Annotated in this window: 21 protein-coding genes; 15 read left to right on the top strand and 6 right to left on the bottom strand. The window is 30.2% G+C overall.

Features of this window, described 5'->3' with window-relative positions; all coding sequences use genetic code 11:
- Window positions 1-13: 13 nt before the first annotated feature.
- Together JBL43_RS11410 and JBL43_RS11405 are read right to left on the bottom strand one after the other, a co-directional pair.
- On the bottom strand, window positions 14-934 hold the full coding sequence (locus tag JBL43_RS11410) for an endonuclease/exonuclease/phosphatase family protein (protein ID WP_198841570.1): 921 nt from the start codon (window positions 932-934) through the stop codon (window positions 14-16).
- Between the two features lie 7 nt (window positions 935-941).
- The gene (locus tag JBL43_RS11405) at window positions 942-1877 is read right to left on the bottom strand and encodes a metallophosphoesterase family protein (protein WP_198841569.1); all 936 of its coding nucleotides are present in this window, start codon (window positions 1875-1877) and stop codon (window positions 942-944) included.
- Between the two features lie 60 nt (window positions 1878-1937).
- Between JBL43_RS11405 and JBL43_RS11400 the strand changes: the two genes are divergently transcribed.
- From JBL43_RS11400 to JBL43_RS11390, 3 genes are read left to right on the top strand one after another with little or no spacing between them, the layout of a single operon-like run.
- The gene (locus JBL43_RS11400) at window positions 1938-2891 is read left to right on the top strand and encodes a lysylphosphatidylglycerol synthase domain-containing protein (RefSeq protein ID WP_233098763.1); all 954 of its coding nucleotides are present in this window, start codon (window positions 1938-1940) and stop codon (window positions 2889-2891) included.
- Entirely contained in the window at window positions 2888-4015 is a 1128-nt protein-coding gene (locus JBL43_RS11395) for a glycosyltransferase family 2 protein (RefSeq protein WP_198841568.1), read from the top strand. Before JBL43_RS11400 ends, JBL43_RS11395 begins: the two co-directional genes overlap by 4 nt.
- A gap of 3 nt (window positions 4016-4018) precedes the next feature.
- Window positions 4019-4759, top strand: a complete 741-nt coding sequence (locus JBL43_RS11390; protein WP_198841567.1) for a Bax inhibitor-1/YccA family protein — start codon at window positions 4019-4021, stop codon at window positions 4757-4759.
- 77 nt (window positions 4760-4836) lie between these two features.
- Here the strand turns inward: JBL43_RS11390 and JBL43_RS11385 are convergent, their stop codons facing one another.
- The 4 genes from JBL43_RS11385 to JBL43_RS11370 form a co-directional block, all read right to left on the bottom strand.
- Window positions 4837-5319, bottom strand: a complete 483-nt coding sequence (locus JBL43_RS11385) for a hypothetical protein (RefSeq protein WP_198841566.1) — start codon at window positions 5317-5319, stop codon at window positions 4837-4839.
- Between the two features lie 46 nt (window positions 5320-5365).
- Window positions 5366-6616 carry a tetratricopeptide repeat protein gene (locus tag JBL43_RS11380; protein WP_198841565.1) on the bottom strand — a complete coding sequence of 417 codons (1251 nt, stop codon included), beginning with the start codon at window positions 6614-6616 and terminating at the stop codon, window positions 5366-5368.
- Window positions 6617-6634: 18 nt separating this feature from the next.
- Window positions 6635-8203, bottom strand: coding sequence for a M56 family metallopeptidase (locus JBL43_RS11375; protein WP_198841564.1), 1569 nt, complete (start codon window positions 8201-8203; stop codon window positions 6635-6637).
- A gap of 143 nt (window positions 8204-8346) precedes the next feature.
- The gene (locus JBL43_RS11370) at window positions 8347-8730 is read right to left on the bottom strand and encodes a BlaI/MecI/CopY family transcriptional regulator (protein ID WP_198841563.1); all 384 of its coding nucleotides are present in this window, start codon (window positions 8728-8730) and stop codon (window positions 8347-8349) included.
- A gap of 121 nt (window positions 8731-8851) precedes the next feature.
- On the opposite strand from JBL43_RS11370, the gene JBL43_RS11365 reads away from it, so the two are divergent.
- The 12 genes from JBL43_RS11365 (at window position 8852) to JBL43_RS11310 (ending at window position 20765) form a co-directional block, all read left to right on the top strand.
- Window positions 8852-9358 (top strand): DUF456 domain-containing protein, encoded by a 507-nt coding sequence (locus JBL43_RS11365; protein WP_198841562.1) that lies wholly within the window; start codon window positions 8852-8854, stop codon window positions 9356-9358.
- 597 nt (window positions 9359-9955) lie between these two features.
- Window positions 9956-10570, top strand: a complete 615-nt coding sequence (locus JBL43_RS11360) for a hypothetical protein (RefSeq protein ID WP_198841561.1) — start codon at window positions 9956-9958, stop codon at window positions 10568-10570.
- Between the two features lie 309 nt (window positions 10571-10879).
- Window positions 10880-11881 (top strand): DUF2931 family protein, encoded by a 1002-nt coding sequence (locus JBL43_RS11355; protein ID WP_198841560.1) that lies wholly within the window; start codon window positions 10880-10882, stop codon window positions 11879-11881.
- An 84-nt stretch (window positions 11882-11965) separates the two neighbouring features.
- Window positions 11966-13609 (top strand): tetratricopeptide repeat-containing sensor histidine kinase, encoded by a 1644-nt coding sequence (locus JBL43_RS11350; protein ID WP_198841559.1) that lies wholly within the window; start codon window positions 11966-11968, stop codon window positions 13607-13609.
- A complete protein-coding gene (locus JBL43_RS11345; protein WP_198841558.1) occupies window positions 13602-14336 on the top strand; it encodes a LytR/AlgR family response regulator transcription factor in 735 nt (244 codons plus the stop codon). The genes JBL43_RS11350 and JBL43_RS11345 overlap by 8 nt, the downstream gene beginning before the upstream one ends.
- A gap of 137 nt (window positions 14337-14473) precedes the next feature.
- A complete protein-coding gene (locus tag JBL43_RS11340; RefSeq protein WP_198841557.1) occupies window positions 14474-14830 on the top strand; it encodes a hypothetical protein in 357 nt (118 codons plus the stop codon).
- A gap of 2 nt (window positions 14831-14832) precedes the next feature.
- Window positions 14833-15324 carry a hypothetical protein gene (locus JBL43_RS11335; RefSeq protein WP_198841556.1) on the top strand — a complete coding sequence of 164 codons (492 nt, stop codon included), beginning with the start codon at window positions 14833-14835 and terminating at the stop codon, window positions 15322-15324.
- 138 nt (window positions 15325-15462) lie between these two features.
- Complete coding sequence (locus JBL43_RS11330; RefSeq protein ID WP_198841555.1) at window positions 15463-16143, top strand: LipL32 family surface lipoprotein; 681 nt, start codon at window positions 15463-15465, stop codon at window positions 16141-16143.
- An 11-nt stretch (window positions 16144-16154) separates the two neighbouring features.
- A complete protein-coding gene (locus JBL43_RS11325; RefSeq protein WP_198841554.1) occupies window positions 16155-16853 on the top strand; it encodes a hypothetical protein in 699 nt (232 codons plus the stop codon).
- A gap of 216 nt (window positions 16854-17069) precedes the next feature.
- Window positions 17070-17405 (top strand): hypothetical protein, encoded by a 336-nt coding sequence (locus JBL43_RS11320; RefSeq protein ID WP_198841553.1) that lies wholly within the window; start codon window positions 17070-17072, stop codon window positions 17403-17405.
- A 361-nt stretch (window positions 17406-17766) separates the two neighbouring features.
- A complete protein-coding gene (locus tag JBL43_RS11315; RefSeq protein ID WP_198841552.1) occupies window positions 17767-19296 on the top strand; it encodes a WG repeat-containing protein in 1530 nt (509 codons plus the stop codon).
- A gap of 38 nt (window positions 19297-19334) precedes the next feature.
- On the top strand, window positions 19335-20765 hold the full coding sequence (locus tag JBL43_RS11310) for a hypothetical protein (RefSeq protein ID WP_198841551.1): 1431 nt from the start codon (window positions 19335-19337) through the stop codon (window positions 20763-20765).
- Window positions 20766-20814 lie beyond the last annotated feature (49 nt).

Below are 20814 nucleotides of genomic sequence, written 5' to 3'. Positions count from 1 at the left end.
TTTGTTAGGTTCTTTATTCTTTAAGTTCAAATGTAGTGACAACAAACCCATGATCTGATGGATAATTGATCTGTTTTTCATTAATGGAAAATGGTTCATTTAAAAAAGCCATATATGATGTTGATTTTATGGCTTTAAGTTTTGGGCTTTTATAAAAAATATAATCTATTCTATGTTCATCTTTTATTCCTTTGGAATCCCAAGTAATTCCAGGATGAGTTATGGAATTAGCATTTACTTCTCTGTAAGAATCTATCAACTCCAATTCTTCTAATACTTTCGTTGAATACCACGGCACAACTAAATTATTATGTATTTTTTTGGCGTCTTCTCCCCAATCCAAATGAGATAAAGAGTTCATATCTCCACCAAAAACCATTGGGATAGAATCAGTTTGTAAGGCATATTTTTTAATAGTAGGGAGTACTTCTTGAATCATTTTATATTTAATTTCTGTTCGCTCCCATTTCAATAATTCTTCAACAGTTTTACCCATTTTTTCAGGTTCATCACTCCAGGGTAAATAATGAAACCAATTTGAAAAAAAATTGATTTTTTGACCCTTAATTATAACGGCTCTACCTCCTAGATAAAACGGAAATTTTGTATCAATTCTTTCTCCAAAAGGGAATTTAGAAAAGATTGATAAGTTCACACTTTTATCATCCAAAGGGGTACCTTCTTGAGCAATCAAATGAAAATTATATCCTGCAGCATCAGCAATCATTTTACCAGAACCATAGGTTTCTACCATTAAGATAACATCAGGGTTTATTTCTTTAATAATCTTAATGGCATTTTCAGGACCATTTTCTATATCATTGACACCATGCAAAATATTCCATGCCATTACTTTAAAAACAATGGGTGCTTCTTGAGTATTTGCAACAAAAGAAAAACACATTACGAAACTAATTAAAAGAACGTTTTTCATTGAAGGATTAATAAGGGTGAGGGTAATATGTATTTAAAAGTGTACCATCATCAAATAAATCGATAATAGCATATCCTGGAGGTGTTTCTCTATACCAATATTTCTGTGCAGAATGTTCGTCTCCTTCTTCCCACCAAGCACCACTCACTGCTCCTGTAACATAATAGTTTACATTATTATAAACGGCCGCATCTAACAAGTGGATATGACCACTAAAACAATTTATTTTTTTGTCTTTATGCTTGTAAAAAATTTTGGTAATTTCTTCATAATCCTTGTGGTTGCCATTTTTAAAAACACCACTAGCACTCAAAATAGGGCAATGAGACATTATTACAATTGAGGAATCTGCTGGTAATTTTTCTAAATCTTCGGCTAACCATTTTCGCTGATCTTCGCCTAATGCAATGGTTTTATCATTCATGCTATCCAATATAATAAAATGCCATCCTTGCCTATCAAAACTATAATAGGTAGCTGGCATTTCCAATTGCTTCACCACATATTCTTTACCATACATAGGATCGGTTTTTTCTGGAGCCGCCCACCACATATCATGATTACCTAAACAACAATGCATATCATATTCTGAAAATTTACTTCTTAAGTCTTTCCAAATATCCCATTGTTCATTAACTCTATCTCTTACTATATTTTTATAATTTGCAGCGTAAATAACATCACCACCATTAAGAAAAAAGTCGATGTTGTGCTTTTTAATATCTTCCAAACATTTTTCAAAGCGAATAGGAGCATTATGCTCTGGTCTTATGTGGATATCTGTTATATGAGCAACTCTTAACACTCTTTTTTTAGTGATGGTATTCTCTTTGGCAACAGATGCAGAAACTAAAGGTGAAATAGTTATTGCACCTGCAACCAAGCCCAACTTTTTCAACGTATTTCTCCTTTCGAAATTAAAATTCTTATCTGTTTTTCCCATTTTATAACATTAATGTAAATATTTACTTACTTTGCACTTGAGCGACTAAAGTACAACCCATTGCCAAAAAAAACTAAACAATTCTTTTTTTTTCTGATTAAACTAGCCATCGTTGTTGGTGCTTTTTATTTCATTTACGATAAAATAATACATAACGATCAACTACCAATTCGCGATTTTATAATTCAGCTAGAAAAAAGTATTTTCAAAAGTTATACAACTATCCTGATACTAATTGCCTTTACAACATGTAATTGGTTTTTTGAAATAGTAAAGTGGAAAACATTGGTTTCAAACATCAAAAACATATCGTTTTATAATGCCTTTCAACAGAGTTTAGGTTCTCTTACAGCTTCCTTATTTACACCCAACCGCATTGGTGAATATGGAGCAAAAGCCATCTATTATAAAAAAGGAAATAGAAGAAAAGTTATGTTGTTAAATCTGCTTGGAAATAGCAGCCAAATGGCAATTACTGTGCTATTGGGCATTGTAGGATTAACCTATGTTTTTATTAATTTCGATATAGAAATTGATCTATACCGTTTTAGAAAAGCTGGTTATATTTTAGCGATATTATTGGTAATTTTAATTGGAGGTAGTATTAAAGGCTTTAAAAAAATAAGAGGTTTTTATATTGATAAAATAATTCAGTTTTTTAAAAAAATACCTTTGAGTTTACATTTCAAAACGCTGCTTTTCTCATTTTTGAGATATGTTTTTTTCTCACATCAGTTTTATTTTTTATTGACAGTATTTGGAGTTGACCTTAATTATTCAACCGCAATGGCTTTAATAACGAGCATGTATTTGTTGGCTTCTGTAGTGCCCAGTTTAGCATTGTTAGATTGGTTAGTAAAAGGTTCTGTGGCTATTTGGGTATTTAGTTTAGTTGGTGTTAATGAGTTGATTATTGTAACAATAACCTTATTGATGTGGATTCTAAATTTTGGATTCCCCGCAATGATAGGTAGTTATTTTGTGCTAAACTTTAATACAAATCAACAAAAATGATACTTACAACCATTATCATCATATTTTGTTATGCCGCTATAATAATCGCTTTAAGTATAGGGTTCGAAAAAGTATCTCCATTCAACAATGAAGTTAAGAGCCCCGTTTCTAAATTCTCAATTATTATTCCTTTTCGTAACGAAGAAGCCAATCTAACTGAATTATTGAACAGCTTGGTTTTATTAAACTATCCTAAAGAATATTATGAAATTTTAATGATTAATGATGCTTCTGACGATGCTTCTATTCAACGTATTGAGCATTTTAAAACTAAGCACCCAAGCTTACCGATACTAATTTTAGAAAATAGCAGAAAATCGGTTTCACCAAAAAAAGATGCCATTGAAACTGCTATTAACGTCGCACAATTTGATTGGATTATTACTACGGATGCTGATTGTATTTTACCAAAAACTTGGTTGCAAACTTATGATGCCTTTATACAAACTCACGAATCTAAATTAATTGCAGCACCAGTTACTTATGCAATTGGAAATGGCTTTTTAGAACACTTTCAATTGTTTGATTTCTTAAGCTTACAAGCGTCAACAATTGGAGGATTCGGATTAAAAAAACCATTTTTATGCAATGGTGCAAACCTCTGTTATCAGAAATCAGCCTTTATTGAAGTACATGGATTTAAGGGGAATGACAAAATTGCCAGTGGTGATGATATTTTTTTATTAGAGAAAATGACAAAAAAATTTCCTGATAACGTACATTTTCTAAAATCTAGTGATGCTGTTGTTATCACCAAACCTCAACCCTCATTTAAATCGTTAATTTCACAACGGGTTCGTTGGGCCTCCAAAACCACCTCAGTTAAAAGTAGATTTACAAAATTAGTAGGCCTTATTGTTTTATTAATGAATTTTTTGTGGATTTCATCCTTCATATTATATTTAGTAGGCTATATTAATTGGCAGTATTTATTTACCGTTATTACGCTTAAAATAGTTGTCGATTTTGTGCTGCTGATAAAAGCATTTCATTTCTTTAAGCAATCATTTAATTTTCTAAAATTTATTCTAAACAGTTTCTGCTACCCATTTTTCAGTATGTTTGTCATCATTCTATCCTTCAAAAAAGGGTATCAATGGAAAAACAGGATGTTTAAAAAATAACATATGGCATACGCTAATTACAACACATCGAATCCAGTTTTTAGTAGCTATATCTGGAAATACAATCGCAGTTCTGCATCAAAAATGACCCTAAATGGTGTTATTATAAAATCGATTTTTTCTCTTGTATTGGTAGGACTAACCACTTGGTATGTTTGGGATTTAGTAAACAAAGGTGAGGATGTTCAATATTACACCTATGGCGGAATGATAGCTGCCATTGTATTTAGCATTATTACTTCTTACAAAAAGAAATGGTCACCAATTACCACTCCCCTTTATGCTCTATCCAAAGGATTATTTTTAGGTGGAATTTCCGCGTATGCCGAAGCTAAATTTGAAGGTATGCCCATGCGAGCCGTTGGTGTTACGTTACTTACCTTTTTTATAATGCTAATACTTTACAAAGCACGAATAGTTATTGTCACTAAAAGATTTAGAAGTGTCTTAATTACGGCCATAATTACCATTATGAGCATCTATATTATCAGTTGGATATTGAATATTTTCGGCATTAACACACCCTATATTTGGGGTACTTCATGGTTTGCCATTGGATTTAATATCATTGCGGCAATAGTTGCTTCATTCTCATTATTACTTGACTTTGATTTTATTGACAGAAAAATAAATAAAGCTCCAAAATATTATGAATGGGTGGCAACTTGGGGTTTGCTCGTTACACTTATATGGTTATATGTAGAGGTAATACGTTTAATGAAGAAGTTGGCGATCAGGTTTTAAGGGCATTTAAATTATGCTCTCTAAAGGTAACTCATCATTGTGAGATTCTTCGCTTCGCTCTGAATGACATATAACATTTAAATTGTTTTCACTTCAATAGCCATTCTGTACTGAGATCGTACTAAAATGCCTTGTTTTTTAGCAGGAAACATAGTTGGCAAACGATTAATACTTTGTTCTATAATTTGTCTAAAATCAGGAATTTGTTCATCAATTTCTGTCGTAGAAATTATATCGACAAGACTTGCTCTACCTGTGTTATCTATTAGAATATCAATCCAAGCGGCATCATTAACTACTTTTTTAACCTTTATATCTTCTTTGCTTAAAGACTCACCTAATTTTTGAGGTAGCATTTTGTAGAAGCAATCTTTTTGATTGTCACTTTCCGCATAATTCTCACAATCAGAAAACACAGGATACGTATCTACTTTTGTAAAATCAATAATAGTATTAGCTACTTCTAAGTTACTTTTTGATGTAGATGAACTAGACCAAAAGTACTCGCAAGAAGTACATAAAAGTATTAAAAAAAGAAAACTAATGGTTCGCCTTAACATTGTCGCATTTAAAAGAACGAAAGTACAATTTTTTGATAAAACAATGTTATTCCTCTTCTGTTCCTTTCATAAAAAGCTCTTTATTAATCTCTTTTATACGAGATTTTGCATACAAAGTTGATTTTTCATCTTTCGATGAAAAATTTTCCACATATTGCTCATAATGCCTTAACGCAATTTTTTTATCCTTAAAATAATTTTCAGAGAGCATGGCTATTTGAAATAAAAGTTGATAATTTCTAGAATTATTTTCATAACCTTTCTCAAAAGATGTTATCGCTTTTTTAACTTCTTTTTGTTCTAACTGCACTTTTCCCAATTCAAAATAGTTCTTATCATATTCAGGTTTTTGAAAAGCTATAGACATATAAAAACTCATTTCAGCTTTTTTATATTCTTTCATAGCAGCATGTACCAAACCAATATTAAATAAGGTACCCGTATCCATAAAATCGGCCATTTTGACTTTATTAAAATACAACAATGCATTTTCATAATCTTCGTTTTTGAAATAGCTTAAACCAAATAATTTATTGACAAATACCGTTTTGAAATTTAGAGCTTCTAATCTTTTTAGATACACTATTGTAGTGTCATATTCCTTCTTTAAAAATTCATTTTGGGCTTTTAATTGTAAAAAGTTCAAATTTTCAGAATCGATTTCCAGCCCTTTATCAATAAATAAGTCCGCTGAATCTCTCACTTTTACCTTATTGAAATATTTTGCGAGTTGATACATGCTTTTAACATGAGAGGTATCTAAACGATAGGCTTCTAAATACGGTTTCGTCGGGTCTTTTTTTATCTTATTTAATGCCTCACCTAACTCATAATGATAATTCGGGTTCTCAGGATCTTTTTCTACCAACCCTTCCAACAAAATAATAGCTTCCTTTGTTTTTCTATTGGCAGCATATAATTTGGCTAAATGATATTGCAATAATAAATTATCAGGATTGTCATTTAAAACCTCACTTTGCAATTGCATCGCTTTTTTAGAGTTGCCAGTATATTGATAACATTTACCCAGTTGTTCCTTTACTTTATCCGATGGATTTAAACTATATATTTTGTTATAATAGTTAATGGCATTCGCATAATTACCTGTTTTCTGGTAAATATCTGCTATTTTATTAAGAACTTCTATAGTTGGGTTTTTATCCGTTTTTAATTGCTCTAAAGCCAATTGATAATTTCCCTTTTCCAAGTAATTATCTGCAATGGCTAAAACCGATGTTTGAGCATCGGTTTTAGAAATAAATAAAATAAAAAGTAATACGACTAATTTTTTATGCATAGTAAAATGTGTACGGTGTTACATAGTAACTTTATAATTATTATTCTCAGTAACCTTAAATTCAGTAGAAGGCAATCCTTTAAAATCAAGAATCAATATATCTCCTTTATCCGCTTCAATTCTAAAATTTCCATCAAAATCTGTTACAGTTGCATTATTTGTTCCTTTAATTGATACTGTTGCACCTGGCAAGCCTTTCAGTTCGCCTGAAACGAGACCGTTCACATTACCTGAAATTATTCCATTTTTAATAGAATTATCTGTAGATGCTAATACTTTTGGTTGACTTTCTAAAGTAATAGTTTCTGGGTGTTTAGAAACTTCTTCGACATTAACCATTAAAGTAATAGGCAACGTATATTTTACTCCTACCTTTTCACCCTGATGTTCTCCTGGGATCATTTTAGGCAAGCTACTTACAACCCTTAACGCCTCATCTTCTAAAGCCCGGTGTGGACCACGAGCTTTTACATCAGTAACATTACCTTCTTTATCAATTTTGAATATCACATAGACTCTCTTTTTTCCGGGATCTAAACCCAAACCTTTAGTTAGATTCGTATTGAATTTTTGAGCAACAAACTTTTCAATACTTTGTTTTAAGCATTCTTTTGGGTCTTCTGCATCTTCGCAATCTGGAAAAATAGGTGCATTTTCAATAACGGCAAATGGAACACTTTTCCTTAAAGCGATTTGATCCAAAGCTGATATTTCATTATTATCTTTTTCTATACTATAGGTACTTTGACTACAGGAAGTATACAATAACATACCCGCCAATACAGGAATTAGCAATACGTACTTAAACTTCAGGTTTTGCTTTGATTTGTTTTTGTTTAGCATAAGTATTCGTTTTTTAATTAATGAATGTTTAAAAAATGGGTTTATAAATGATATGTTTTGCACTCCAAAAGTTTCGGATAATAGATTATTGAAATACGTTGCTTTACCTTCGGTTTTTATGGCTTTTGAGTCGGCAATAAACTCATGCAATTCAGATATTCGTGCTTGGTACAAGTAGCTATATGGGTTAAACCAAAACAGAATTTTCTGGAGTTCAAAAAATAATAAATCTAGGCTGTGCTTTTGTTGTACATGTACTAACTCATGTTCTATAATTTGCCTTTTATTAGAACTTTCTTTTCCTAAAAAAATGTAGTTAAAAAAAGAAAATGCTTTATTGTTTTGTAACCATACCAAATAATAACTCGAGGTAAATTCCTTCTCGTTTGCTGTTATTAATCGGACTAACTTATAAAGCCTTAGAGCAAATAAAACACCAGCGACTGCAACTCCTATCCAAAAAACTACTTTTAAAACAAAGAAAAGTGTAATGGGTTGGCCCAATTGTTCTTTTATTACTGTAGAAGGGTTTAGAACTACTTCAGGCAACAGCACCACATATTCTTGAGGTATAATTTGCTGTACACGATCAATTTTTACCAACGGAATAACATATGCCAACACTGAAGTTGCCATTAAATACACTCTGTTCCATTGAAAAAAAGTTTCTCGCTTTAAAAACAGGTCATACACCACTAAAAATAGTGTTTGAAAAAGCAATACTTTGATGATGTAGTCTAGCATGGTTAAAATTTTAGTCGGAAGACGGAAAACCACGATCCGAAGTTATTTTTCTTACTTATGTCATTCGACGCAGGAGGAATCTGTCAAATTAATAGTGATAGATTCATTGCTTCGCTCTGAATTACATTTAATTGTTCTTATTGTTAATTATCTGAATTATTTTTTTCATTTTCAGTATTATTTACCTCCTTCATGATACTTTCCAATTCCTTCATACTCACATCATTTTTCTCCACAAAAAAGGATACTAAACTTTTAAAGGAGCCTCCAAAATAACCATCCATTAACTTGTGTAAACTCTGATTACTATAGGAAGATTTTTCAACTAAAGGAAAGTACTTATACCCTTTTCCGAAAGTTTCATGATCTACAAAGTTTTTATCTTCCAAAATTCTAACTATCGTAGACACCGTGTTATAAGCGGGTTTTGGCTCCGGAAACTTTTCAATCATTTCTTTTACTGTGCACAATTTTAATTGCCACATAATCTGCATAATTTGCTCTTCTGCTTTTGTTAATTGTTTCATTTTATTCCTTTTTATTTATTTCCACAAGACAAATATAACTAAAAAATTAGTTTAAACTAATTTTTTAGTTATAAAATTTAGCACGCTTATTGCTATATTGCAAATAAATACTAAAATAATAATGGATATACTTTTACTTATACTTGGCGGATGCCTAATGTTATTAGGCTTAATCGGCTCATTTTTACCCATATTACCTGGTCCACTTACCGGATGGTTGGGCTTATTGGTTTTACATTTAACAGATGCAATACCCATGAACTGGACCTTTTTAGGTGTTACTTTAGGGGTTGCTTTACTTATTTGGGTTTTAGATTATATAATTCCCGCTATGGGAACAAAAAAATTTGGTGGAAGTAAATCAGGTGCTATTGGCACAACCATCGGATTGCTAATTGGACTGTTCTCCCCCATTGGGCCGTTCGGATTTATAATTGGTGCATTTGTCGGAGCCTTTATTGGAGAAATGATGCATGATAGTAAAGATACCAAACGTGCTATTAGAGCAAGTTTCGGATCTTTTTTAGGTTTTCTATTCTCTACAACTGTAAAATTTTTAGTAAGTATGGTGTTTCTGGTATTGTTTATTAGTAAGGCATATGACAATTGGTCATTACTCATTGGATAACTGATTTTAAACTTCCAGAGCGTTTTATAAAAAAAAAGACTTCCCTAAATGGAAAGTCTTTTTAATGTAAATTGGATTGAAATATTTTTTGTCTATAAATCTCAATTATTACACTATAATAAAGACACGTAATCTTCATTGGTTAGGTAATTAGAATCCTTGAGGCGAACCTTATAAGGAACCATTTTGTTGAGACTTTTCTTTTTCGGTTAATCATTTGTTGCAAATGTTTCTTTTTAGGGACTTTTAAAAAGTTTACTTTATGTTTCACTTACACTAATAAAACAATTTGTCATTAAAAGTTCCTACCCTAAACTTCAAATAATTACGATTTTAAATTTTAAATTCCTGATTTTCTTACACTTAGTGGTTGTATTTTTTCTTACAACACTTTAATTTAAATTAATTACGAACACCATAGAAGGATTAAATTACAAGTAAGATGAAAAGAAATTTAACCTTATATCTTTCAATAAATAACATAATACTAATACAAAGCTTCCTCTAACGGATATAAATTAAACTTACACGAATATCGTTTCCCTACATATCATTGCCATTTTTAAGCTACTTTTATTGCCACGTTAAGACAACTATATGGATATGTTTATTATAAATACGAATGCTACTTATATAAAGAATATTTTAATTTCAGAAGATTATGTAAAAGTAACTGATGGAGATTATAAGACAAAAGAAGATTTTTTAGAAAAATTCAATGGTAAAAAAGGTATCTTAGATACTCAACATCAAATTATTTATAATAACATCGAAAAAATTGTGTTATATGAAGACGAGCTAGCCTATCAACTTTACTTTCAAGAAAATGACAAAAATGAAATGTGTGTATTACATTTCACTACATTACAACAGTATAATGAAGTTTTAGATATTATCCTGTCAAAGACTAACTTAAAGAAAAGTGAAGTTAAAATTCGTACTAGAACCTGGGTAAAACCAGCTGTATACACCCTAATTTCTGCTATATTAACATTTGCTCTATTTATGTCTGCCAAGCAACTTGAGGCTGGTGAAAAACTTCAAATTTCAGGGAGCAGAAGGGGGCTAAAAAAAATAATGCTACAAATTTCAGAATATTTAGGATCCACAAATGCACTGCTTTTAGGAGGTATTGTTACTTGTGGCTTTATTTACTATGCGTATAATGCATATCAAAAAAGCACCATTAAACAAGAGGCATTTATAAATTAAAATTATTTCAAGAAAATAATAAATTGAAAACAACGACAAGCTTTAACAGTACATTTACATTTATTGTAGGCGTAATTAATACAATATTATTGTATAATTATCTCTACGGCTATGGAAGCAATCTACATATATCTCCTAATATATTTTTGTTTTTGGCGGTCCAAATAGGCTTAATATCCTATTTTGAAAAATCAAAAAAAAGGAAGCTTTTTATCCTATTAGCAGTCCTTAGCATAATTGTTTTCATCATCTTGGGCGTTTTGGAAGCTTATACACATGCTTTAGCTAAAGCATATTCAAATAATTAAAATGAGAATTCACAAACTTACTTTAGTCTTTTTGAGTATTACTGTCATTCTACTGGCACTAAACATATATAAGCATAACAGTTACGAGTCTTGGAAAGAGAATAAGCATTACTATTCCGTAGCGGTTGGATTTGCTGAATATCATCCCGTTTATGGTGAATTTAAGTTAACAGCTGAAAACGGAGAGGATTTCGGGCTATTTAATGAATCTGACTTTGGATATTGGGGAAATGCGTATAATACAGATTCTAAATTTATGCAATTACCGCAAACCATTTCGGCTCAATGGGTTGCACTAAGAGAGCGGAAAATTTACAAAGGTACTTTTGACTTGCCATATCAAAAAATAGATAGTTTATTTAGATTGAAGAATCCAAATAAAAAGAAATTTAACGTTTATAATAAGAACAATATATATGGCTATACTTTTGTAATCGGGATAGAACCAGGTGGATATATTACATTATGGTTGGAAGGAAATTACAAGTACCAAAAAGAAATTGCACGTTTTAAAGCAAAAACTACAGAAGAATATTTAGAGAATGTAATTGAACAAGAATCAATGGATGTTTTAAGGGAAAAATTATTTGACAGATCTCAAACTAGTCAATTAGACAGTATATTCAAGAACAATATACCCGCCAACATGGAAAAGTGGAAAATTCTATCAAAAAAGTACAATTACATCCTTCAATTTGAAAATTTTCCATCAACGGTTACTGCGATAGATACAGATTTTTTTAATAAAGAGAGGGATGCGTTCCCTACAAACAATAGGCATGTTGTTAAAACTGGTGTTCCTTTCTCATTCTTTTTCAGAATTAATAAAGACAATAATGATGGATCTGTGGACATGAGACCATCTGAAGAACTAATGGAGGCTTTTAAAGTTAAACAAAGCACATTAGCCATAAATGACACATTGGTTTATTTGGTTAACTATAATAAGTCAAAAAAATCAATTGAAGGCTTTTTGACAACAGTAAACGAAATTAAACGTTAACTAAATTAATATGTTTATTTTTAACTTTTAATGGGCAATACCAAATTCATATATATATTCTTCTTATTGTTTTTTACAATAAAAATGGCTTTCGGCCAGAACGAAGAGATAAAAGACTTAACTCAACTTTTTAAAGAACGGAAATTTCAAGAAGTAATTGATGTTTTAAGTTCAGAAGACGAAAAGCGTGAATTGAGTTTAGATGAACTTTTTTATTTAACAAAATCATACGGAAGGACAGGCCAATACTCTAATGGCCTTATTTATGCCGAGAAAATGAAAAACATTTGTTTGGCACAAAAAGATACCACAAACTTAGTCAGGGCACTCAACTTAAAAGCAGAAAACGTTATAGATTTAGGCCGTTACGAAGTAGGTGTAAAATTTTGTAAAGAAGCAAGCACCGTATTTAGACCACAGGACTCGTTAGAATATCAGAAGTTATGTTTTAAATGGGGCATGATGCTATATCATACCGAGCAATATAAAGAAGCGTATGAAGTTTATAATAAAATTACACATAAACCTTATAGAAAACTGACGCTATTTACCAATAATTATGCATTGACCTTAATGGGAATAGAGAAATGGAACGAAGCTATAAAATATCTTAAAGAATCAGTTTCTACTGACATTAATAGTGATAAAAATATAAGTATAAATCTATCAAACATGGCTCATGTTTATATGAATTTAAAACAGTGGAAACAAGCTGAAATTCATTTAGACTCTGCGGTAAGATCATTAAAATCAGACAATAATTTAACAGCAAGAAAGGCAATTTATAAAAACTATTTTGAACTATTTAAAAAGCAAAATAAGATTGATAAAGCCATGTTTACGTTAGACGAAATAGAGAAAATTAATCAAGATATTTTCAATCAGAAAGTAAACGAAAAAATACAAGCTTTAGAAAGTGCAAATAATAGTAAAGTGTCCTTAACTAAAAAAGTAAAAGTAATTGATGATCAGTTACAAGTATCGCAACGCCAAACGCTATGGGGTGCGGTTATTTCCTTATTACTAATTATAGGTTTACTTACTACACTATTTATTTACAAATACCGAAACATAATGGCTGCTCATGAAAATGTATTGGTAGAGCAAAAGCTTTTACGATCGCAAATGACACCCCATTTTATTTTCAATTCCCTGTCTGTTTTACAAGGTATGATTTTAAATAAAGAAGATAGAAAAGCGGTCAGTTATCTTTCTAAATTCTCCAAATTATTGCGATTAATTTTAGAAAATTCAAGAGAAAAGTTAGTCCGACTAGAAGACGAATTAAATGCGGTACAACACTATGCAGACTTACAAAATATGAGAAGCCAGAATCAATTTATATATACGTTAACCTTTAAAAACAAACTGCCTTCTCAAAACATACTTATTCCACCTATGTTAATTCAACCCTTTGTTGAAAATGCAATTGAACATGGCTTTAAAAAGAACTTTGCAAATGCAAAAATTGATGTTGATATTTTATTTAAAGACGATCAGTTAACTTGTATTATAAGTGACAACGGTATTGGGGTAGATGCTGACAGTAATAAAACGAACAATAAAAAGAAATCGTTAGCAACAAAAATCACCTCAGAACGTTTAAAAATAATATCGAGAGAATTTAAAATGGAGTCTGGCGTTCATGTACAAGACCGAAAAATATTTAACGAAAAAGGGACATTAGTTACCCTAAAATTACCTTATAAAATTGATAAAGATGCTTAAAGCCCTTATTGTTGAAGACGAATTATATATTAGAAAAGGTTTAATTTCTATGGTAGAAAGTCTTCACAAAGATATTGAAATTATTGGCGAATGTGAATCTGTTAAAGATGCCGTTACTGTTACTAAAGCCTGTAAACCTGATCTAATTTTTTTAGACATTAACTTGGCTGATGGTAACGCGTTTGACTTCTTAGACCAAACCACAGAGCTCTCATTTAAGGTTATTTTTATTACTGCTTATGAGCAATATGCATTACAAGCTATTAAAAATGGAGCAGTTGATTATATTTTAAAACCAGTAGATATTGATGAACTAGAAGCCGCTATTGACAAAGCTGTAATTACTGAAGTGGTTACTCAAAAAGAACAGTTAGAGGTTGTTAAGAGTCAATTGATAGACAATACCAAAACTAAATTAGTTCTTAGGTTACAAGAAGGCTATCAGGTTATTGAATTCGATGCATTGGTATATTGCCAATCAGATAAAGGCTATACTACATTTTACCTTTCTGATGGTAAATCATATATTGCTTCTAAACCTATAAAAGAATTTGAAGGACAACTACCTACAACAAATTTTATTAGAACACATCAATCGTATGTAGTTAATCTAAATTATATTGATAAATATGACAAAACAGGGTATATTTATTTAAAATCAGGCGTAAAAGTACCTGTAGCTTCACGGAGAAAAGAAGAATTTGTTTCCAAATTACTTGGAGAATAAATAACAGTTTCATTTGAAAAATCAAATTTAAACTCATCTCAATCAAATAGTAGTAAAAATAGCGTAAATATACATTTGCTCGTTATTTAAACTTTGGTTGGTATTAGTTTTGATATTGAATTTAAAATCCATTACAGATGAAACGTAAACTACAACCAGAATACAATTCACTTGAAAATATCAAACAATTTTTAATGACTAAAACTACAATGGAATGTTCTATACAACAAGACCAATGGTTTGATGATGGACAAGTAATGTTAACCGCAGGTAAACAATGTATTGTTATTAAAAAAAGTGGTACTGCGGGTGCAAAAATAGTATTAAAAGAAAATAATATTGTTGATATAAGACCTATTGCACCAAGCACCTACATTAATACCTTAACTCAGCGTGGCATTATAGCAATGCTTGTACATGCTATTATAGCAGGTTCACAAAATAAGGTAGCTAACGAAGTAGAAAACTATTTAATAGAAATTCAAAATAACTAACCATGAACACGAAAACCTTCAATTATAAAGAAAAATTTTCAATTTGGATTTTTTCACCTGCCGTTGTTTTTATTGCGGTAGCAATATATGCCTTTATTGAAAAAGTAAGTTTTTCGTATAGAGGTAATATAGTCTTAAACTATCCTCTAAGCTATTATATACCAGCAGTACTTGGAGTACTATTTATCGCTTATGCTGTTTATAAATTTATAAATGCTTCAAAATCAAAACAAAATAAAAAACCGATTAGCTTAGGTGAATCTTCAATGAGTTTTCCTAAAGGTTCCTCTGATACTGTACAATTAAATTATAGTAGCGTTAATGAATTATGGGTAAAGGAAGATAATGACGATGGAGAGTCCGTTATTTTATATAGCGAGAATAACAAAAATCGATTTGAATTTTTTGCAGAAAATTTTGACGCTGACTCGCAATACATAGAATTTAAAACCTTTTTAGAAAAAGTCTGTACTAATATCACCAATAGAGATTGATTTTAATCAAAAAAAACGAATATCAACCAAATCGTAGCGAATAAACATTGCTTCACTATTAAGCAATAAAGTACTACTATTTTAGCCAAGTGAATACAAATAATCACAATAAATAATTAAACCATTTAAATTTTAAAGATGAAAACATTAAAAATTAGTTTACTAGTTGCTATTGCAGCTTTCACCATTAACACTGCAGGTGCACAAAAATTAAAAGCATTTGGTAGTTCTATCGAGAAAAAAATTGGACCAGTTACAAAAAAAGTTCCTTATACGGATGTCGTTAGTTACTTAGGCCATGCAGCCGTAGATACTGAAGATGAAGTTAGAGATGGAAAAAAATTCTATTATATCTACGTATGGATTCCTGCTGTAGCACCAGAATTAGGACTTAGAATGATCTCTCCAGCTAATAAAGTAAAAGTTAAAAACCCTATTAAAGGAGCAACTTATGATGCCAATGCATCTTCTAAAGATTTCTTTGATACTTATATTACTTTAGAGCGTTCTGATATTATTTCTAAAGATAAAGTTGATAATTACAAAACGGCATCTTGGCATAAATTAGCTAGTAATGATGATACTAGTGAAATATACAAACAACCTAGTGGTAACTCTTATAACTCTTTATTAAGATATAAAAGTAAAGTTGGAGACCCAACAGGTGCATTAACAACAGGTTTATACAGAATTGGTTTTACTACTTATAAAAAAGGAGAAGTAAAAGGTACTTTTTTAGCTCAAATTGGTTCTCCAATAAAATTACCTGGAGTTGTTATGGCTAAAACTATTGAAGAATTAAAAGCTCAAATGAAATAATTTATTAAATAATGGGAACAACAGGAACAATAATATTGGTAATTGTACTTTGTGCTTTTTCATTTGGTTGGTATTTAATGCAACAAAAGAAAACAGCTAGTGTAACAAAGAATTTTAATGTTATCAATCAAAAGGAAAATACCTCTATATATTTTAAGGAACTTTTAAATGGAAAATTTTCATTTTTAAAAGATGAAATGAAAAACGCTCCTGTTGATGCTTTCTCTGAAGGCCGAATTCCAACTACCACAGGAGATAAAGCAAAAGCACTTGCTACTGACATGGCTAAATCAGCCGCTTGGAGGTTAGTTGGCGTAAAAGCCAGGTACACTAGAGAAGATGCCGTGTGTTACTTTGTTTTAAGTGGAGATGAACTTCATTTTCTCACTTATTTTGAGGATAAAATTGAAAGCCATATCATATTTAATAATGATCAAGTTAGATCTGCAACAATATCGCAAATTGAAAATTCAAAAACCCAAAAGAAATTTGGTGCTGGAGATCACAACGAATATGAATTGACTTTTACTTTAAAAGGTGAGCCTACTGCATTAATTCTAAAAGATTATATAACAGAAGTAGTGGGACAAGGTATACCGAATGCTATGAGTACGGAGTACAATAAAGATTTGGTTAAACAGAACTTAATTGGCCTACACTTTAAACAAGTATTAGGAGAAAAGTACCATCATTTAAAAATTGGATTATAAAGTTTTAGAATACTCTACCTTAAATTTAAGGTAGAGTATTCTTATTTTAAGACACCTTAGAAGAATTCAAATGCCACAGTTAGAGCGAAACATATTAGATAACGGAACACCAAGTCTCTACCTCAACTACATTAAAAAGAGTGAACTACAGCCAGAGGTTGACCATATAATCATTACATTTGGCAACCTATTTATAAATTTAAAAAATTTAATAGTATGATATTTTACGGAAGTAAAAGTAAACATTTAAAAACAGAAAGGGTTACAGGTCCTACTTGTCAGTACTGTAAAAATCAGGCCCCTATCAATATTACTATTTTTGGTAAATACGCACATCTTTATTGGATACCATTTTTCCCTTTGGGTAAAACTGGAGTATCAGAATGTACACATTGTAAAAAAACGCTTGCACCTAAAGAAATGGATACTTCGTTAAAAAGAAAATATGATGAAATAAATTCTTTTATCAAAACACCATTTTGGTTTTGGTCTGGTATCATACTTATACTATTTCTTTTTTTACCATCTATAATAATGACTATATTTAGATAACAACAACATAAAATAGCATTCTTTTATCTCTTATTTAATTAATAGAGGTTATTTATACGTGCATTTTAAAACTATATTTTTTTCCTGCAAAAAGCGTATTATAAAATACGTTTTGGTAATAAAGCTCTTTCTAAATACATTTCTTCATACACTCCCTACACTATTCATTCTGAGAGATTATATATTAGAAGCTATGAGATAAGGTTTACCAATGGCATGAGCACTCAATACACAATAACAATTTAATCTAGAACGAATATTGATTTTAGCTTAGCAGATATATATTCTTATGATTGATATCTTACAATTAAAAGTATTTTAGCTCTATCATTCAAACCAATGAAAACAACATTTTTCAATCATGAAAAAATATAATTATTTGCTCATTCTATTTATAATCATTGTTTCGTGTAACTCGCAAGATGAAAGTTTACAAGAAGCTAAATCTGACTTAAAGAAAAGTGTCGAAATAATGCAATCTGCATTAGATTTTAATAACGAGCCTGATATTTATAACCCTGCTATCATTATCAATTCTAAATCTAAAAACAATCCCCAAAAACAACTTGATTCGTTAATTGTAAAAAAGAAAATTATCAATTATTTAGATTCCATATTTTTCACAGAGAGAATTGATTATCCTGGTAATTATTTGGAAATAGATTATGATAAAAGCGATTTTGGACTTATAAGAGGTGATAAAAATTACTATTATCAACACAAAGATGAAGAACCTGTTTTTTTATTAGAAAAAGTGATATATAGAGATAAAACCTCACAAGTTTTAGCGGACACCATTGAGTACGGAGCACAAACCAACCTATACAAGGGTATTGTATTTAATACTCCAAAACCTATTGAACAACTACAAGTAAAAGTAATATATAAATACCCACAAGTAAAAAAAGTCAGTTTAAGAAAAGACAAACTATCAATAGAATTACCAGAAGGTGAAATAAGGTTAAAAAAACTGGAGAATAATAAAGTTCAGTTTATTATGCCTATAAGTTTAAGAGAAAAATTAGCTAATGTTTTTGCTTATGACGGTGATGGAAACGCTATTGATGTGTCAAATTATTCTTATAGCAAAGCATTGACAACAGATCAGATTTCATATTTAGAAAAGGTAATTCCGATTCAAAAAATGGCAATTGAAAAACTAAACAAAAATGAATTTAATAGCCAATTAGAGTTAGACACATATATAAATAATAACAGTCCTGCCGACCCCAAAGATGGTAGCACAAAACTTATAGCTACTTATATTTTTGAAGAAGATATTGCTTATATAGATGTGTTTTTTCAAAAAGGAAATGAATTATATACAGAACATAATATAATTATAGAAAAGGATACTTATAAAGCAACACATTTAAATTTTTCTAAAGCAACAGATACAACTACTAAAAAACTAGGTTTTGTTGGTTTAGATGGAAATTGGATTAAACCACCTGTATTTGAAAATTTAAATTATCAAAATGACTATTATTATACTGCAACTAAAAATGACTCCCTACTATTATTGCGTTTAAACCCTAAAGAAAATTCTTTTGACCCTGTAAATTATAAATTAGGGGAATACGATTTATACTATGAAAATTTAGCAATTATAGAAAATCCAAACAAAGAGCAAGGTATTATCAATGCTAAAACCAACCAAATGGTACTCCCATTTAACTATGAATATATTTTTGAAGATGAAGGACTATTTATAGCAAGAAATATAGATGACAAATACGGAGTTTACAATGCCAACATGAAGCAAGTTTTACCAGAAATTTATGATGATATTGAAATATATGACGGTAAAATCAGCACCAAAATTTGGGAAGATGGAAAACTTAAAACTGATGATGATTTCAATTTAAAAGGTTTAAAATTAAAAAAATAAAAATCAAGTCAATAAACTTAAATTGATAATTTAAACTCATGAAAAAATACATTTACATAACCACGTTATTATTATTTAGCATTTCATGTAAACCTCAAAACAGAGATTTACAAGAGGCAGAGATTGAGCTTGAAGAAAAAATAAAATCTGCAGAATCATTGCTAAACTTTATGGATTCGAATATTGTTTTTGCACCAGCTGACCAGGTACAAGACGATTCTTTGAAAATATATTTTCAAGAAGCATCAGGTTTAAAGGATACTTTAGAAATAAAAAAAGCTATCAATAAGTATTTAGATTCATTGTATTTAAGGGAAGACTTACAATACCCAAGTAATTATATAACATTTGACTACTATGATGGTAAGTTTGGCAATATTATTGGCTATTCAAGTTACTATTATGATAATGAAAAAGAAAATCCTGTTTTTTTATTAAAAAAAGTAGTTTTTAAAGACAAAACCGTATTAGTTACAAACGACACTCTTAAAAGATTAACTAAAAGCAGTTCTAATATAGGTGTTCGGTTAAAGCAATCTAAACCAGTGGAAAAATTGGAAGTTGAAGTCAATTATCAATACCCCGTAGTAGAAAAATTTAACCTTGGGAAAGATAATACAAAACTAACCTTTCCAGAAGGTGAGATTATTTTAAAAAATATAGAAAAAAACAAAGTCACTTTAATTATGCCAAAGTCAATTGAGGAAAGGTTAGTTGTTATTGATGCTTTATATAAGGATGGACGTGTAATGCAAAAGCATGGAATGTCGGGTGGAACATTACCTTCAAAAGAAACATTATCTTTTTTAAAAACAGTAATGGGTATTCAAAAGAACGCTTTAAAAAAATTAAAGAATAATGAGTTTAAGGACAAAGCGGAACTAGAGACTTTTATCAAAAAAAATATACCCGCTGAACCCTTGGAAACAGAACCTTATTACACTGCCACCTATAGATACTCAGGTAATGTTTCTTCCATAAATATATTTATTAGCAAACAACAAAATATATTAGGCAAAAAAAATCTTGTCGTGCAAAAATCATATCTAAGTAAAAGAAAAGATCAATTTGGCTATTTTATTTCCACAGATTCTATTACTAAAAAAGATGGGTTGGTAGGTATTGATGGTAAATGGAAAATACAACCAAATTTTAATGAATTGAGCTCTCTAAATTATTATTATTATGGAGGTTATCTTAATGGTTCTTATCAATTGTATCTTCTTGACCTTTCTAAAAATAATCTAACCCCAGTATCTTACAGTCTATTTGAATCCGATTTATATCATAATACTTTGGTAATTGTAGAGCGTAAATCTTTACGAGGCGTAGTTGATGCTAAAACTGGAAAAGTCATAATACCTATTGAGCATAAATACATATGGGCCGAGAAAGATCTTTTCAAAGTTAAAAACCAAAGCAACAAGGTTGAATATTTTGACAAAAACGGAAAGCAGGTATCGCCATAAATTTACAAAAGTATAAACATCTTTAGCAATAAAATTAAAACCAGTAGAA

Origin of the sequence: Aureibaculum flavum, assembly GCF_016406085.1 — a bacterium.
GTDB lineage: Bacteria > Bacteroidota > Bacteroidia > Flavobacteriales > Flavobacteriaceae > Aureibaculum > Aureibaculum flavum.
This window is presented reverse-complemented; position numbering and strand designations above follow the sequence as displayed.

Coding starts and splice junctions, on each gene's coding strand:
- JBL43_RS11380 (WP_198841565.1), bottom strand. CDS start 6,616: ATGCATAAAAAATTAGTCGTATTACTTTTTATTTTATTTATTTCTAAA.
- JBL43_RS11405 (WP_198841569.1), bottom strand. CDS start 1,877: ATGGGAAAAACAGATAAGAATTTTAATTTCGAAAGGAGAAATACGTTG.
- JBL43_RS11365 (WP_198841562.1), top strand. CDS start 8,852: ATGGATATACTTTTACTTATACTTGGCGGATGCCTAATGTTATTAGGC.
- JBL43_RS11385 (WP_198841566.1), bottom strand. CDS start 5,319: ATGTTAAGGCGAACCATTAGTTTTCTTTTTTTAATACTTTTATGTACT.
- JBL43_RS11375 (WP_198841564.1), bottom strand. CDS start 8,203: ATGCTAGACTACATCATCAAAGTATTGCTTTTTCAAACACTATTTTTA.
- JBL43_RS11315 (WP_198841552.1), top strand. CDS start 17,767: ATGAAAAAATATAATTATTTGCTCATTCTATTTATAATCATTGTTTCG.
- JBL43_RS11355 (WP_198841560.1), top strand. CDS start 10,880: ATGAGAATTCACAAACTTACTTTAGTCTTTTTGAGTATTACTGTCATT.
- JBL43_RS11310 (WP_198841551.1), top strand. CDS start 19,335: ATGAAAAAATACATTTACATAACCACGTTATTATTATTTAGCATTTCA.
- JBL43_RS11395 (WP_198841568.1), top strand. CDS start 2,888: ATGATACTTACAACCATTATCATCATATTTTGTTATGCCGCTATAATA.
- JBL43_RS11320 (WP_198841553.1), top strand. CDS start 17,070: ATGATATTTTACGGAAGTAAAAGTAAACATTTAAAAACAGAAAGGGTT.
- JBL43_RS11370 (WP_198841563.1), bottom strand. CDS start 8,730: ATGAAACAATTAACAAAAGCAGAAGAGCAAATTATGCAGATTATGTGG.
- JBL43_RS11345 (WP_198841558.1), top strand. CDS start 13,602: ATGCTTAAAGCCCTTATTGTTGAAGACGAATTATATATTAGAAAAGGT.
- JBL43_RS11390 (WP_198841567.1), top strand. CDS start 4,019: ATGGCATACGCTAATTACAACACATCGAATCCAGTTTTTAGTAGCTAT.
- JBL43_RS11325 (WP_198841554.1), top strand. CDS start 16,155: ATGGGAACAACAGGAACAATAATATTGGTAATTGTACTTTGTGCTTTT.
- JBL43_RS11335 (WP_198841556.1), top strand. CDS start 14,833: ATGAACACGAAAACCTTCAATTATAAAGAAAAATTTTCAATTTGGATT.
- JBL43_RS11360 (WP_198841561.1), top strand. CDS start 9,956: ATGGATATGTTTATTATAAATACGAATGCTACTTATATAAAGAATATT.
- JBL43_RS11340 (WP_198841557.1), top strand. CDS start 14,474: ATGAAACGTAAACTACAACCAGAATACAATTCACTTGAAAATATCAAA.
- JBL43_RS11350 (WP_198841559.1), top strand. CDS start 11,966: ATGGCTTTCGGCCAGAACGAAGAGATAAAAGACTTAACTCAACTTTTT.
- JBL43_RS11410 (WP_198841570.1), bottom strand. CDS start 934: ATGAAAAACGTTCTTTTAATTAGTTTCGTAATGTGTTTTTCTTTTGTT.
- JBL43_RS11330 (WP_198841555.1), top strand. CDS start 15,463: ATGAAAACATTAAAAATTAGTTTACTAGTTGCTATTGCAGCTTTCACC.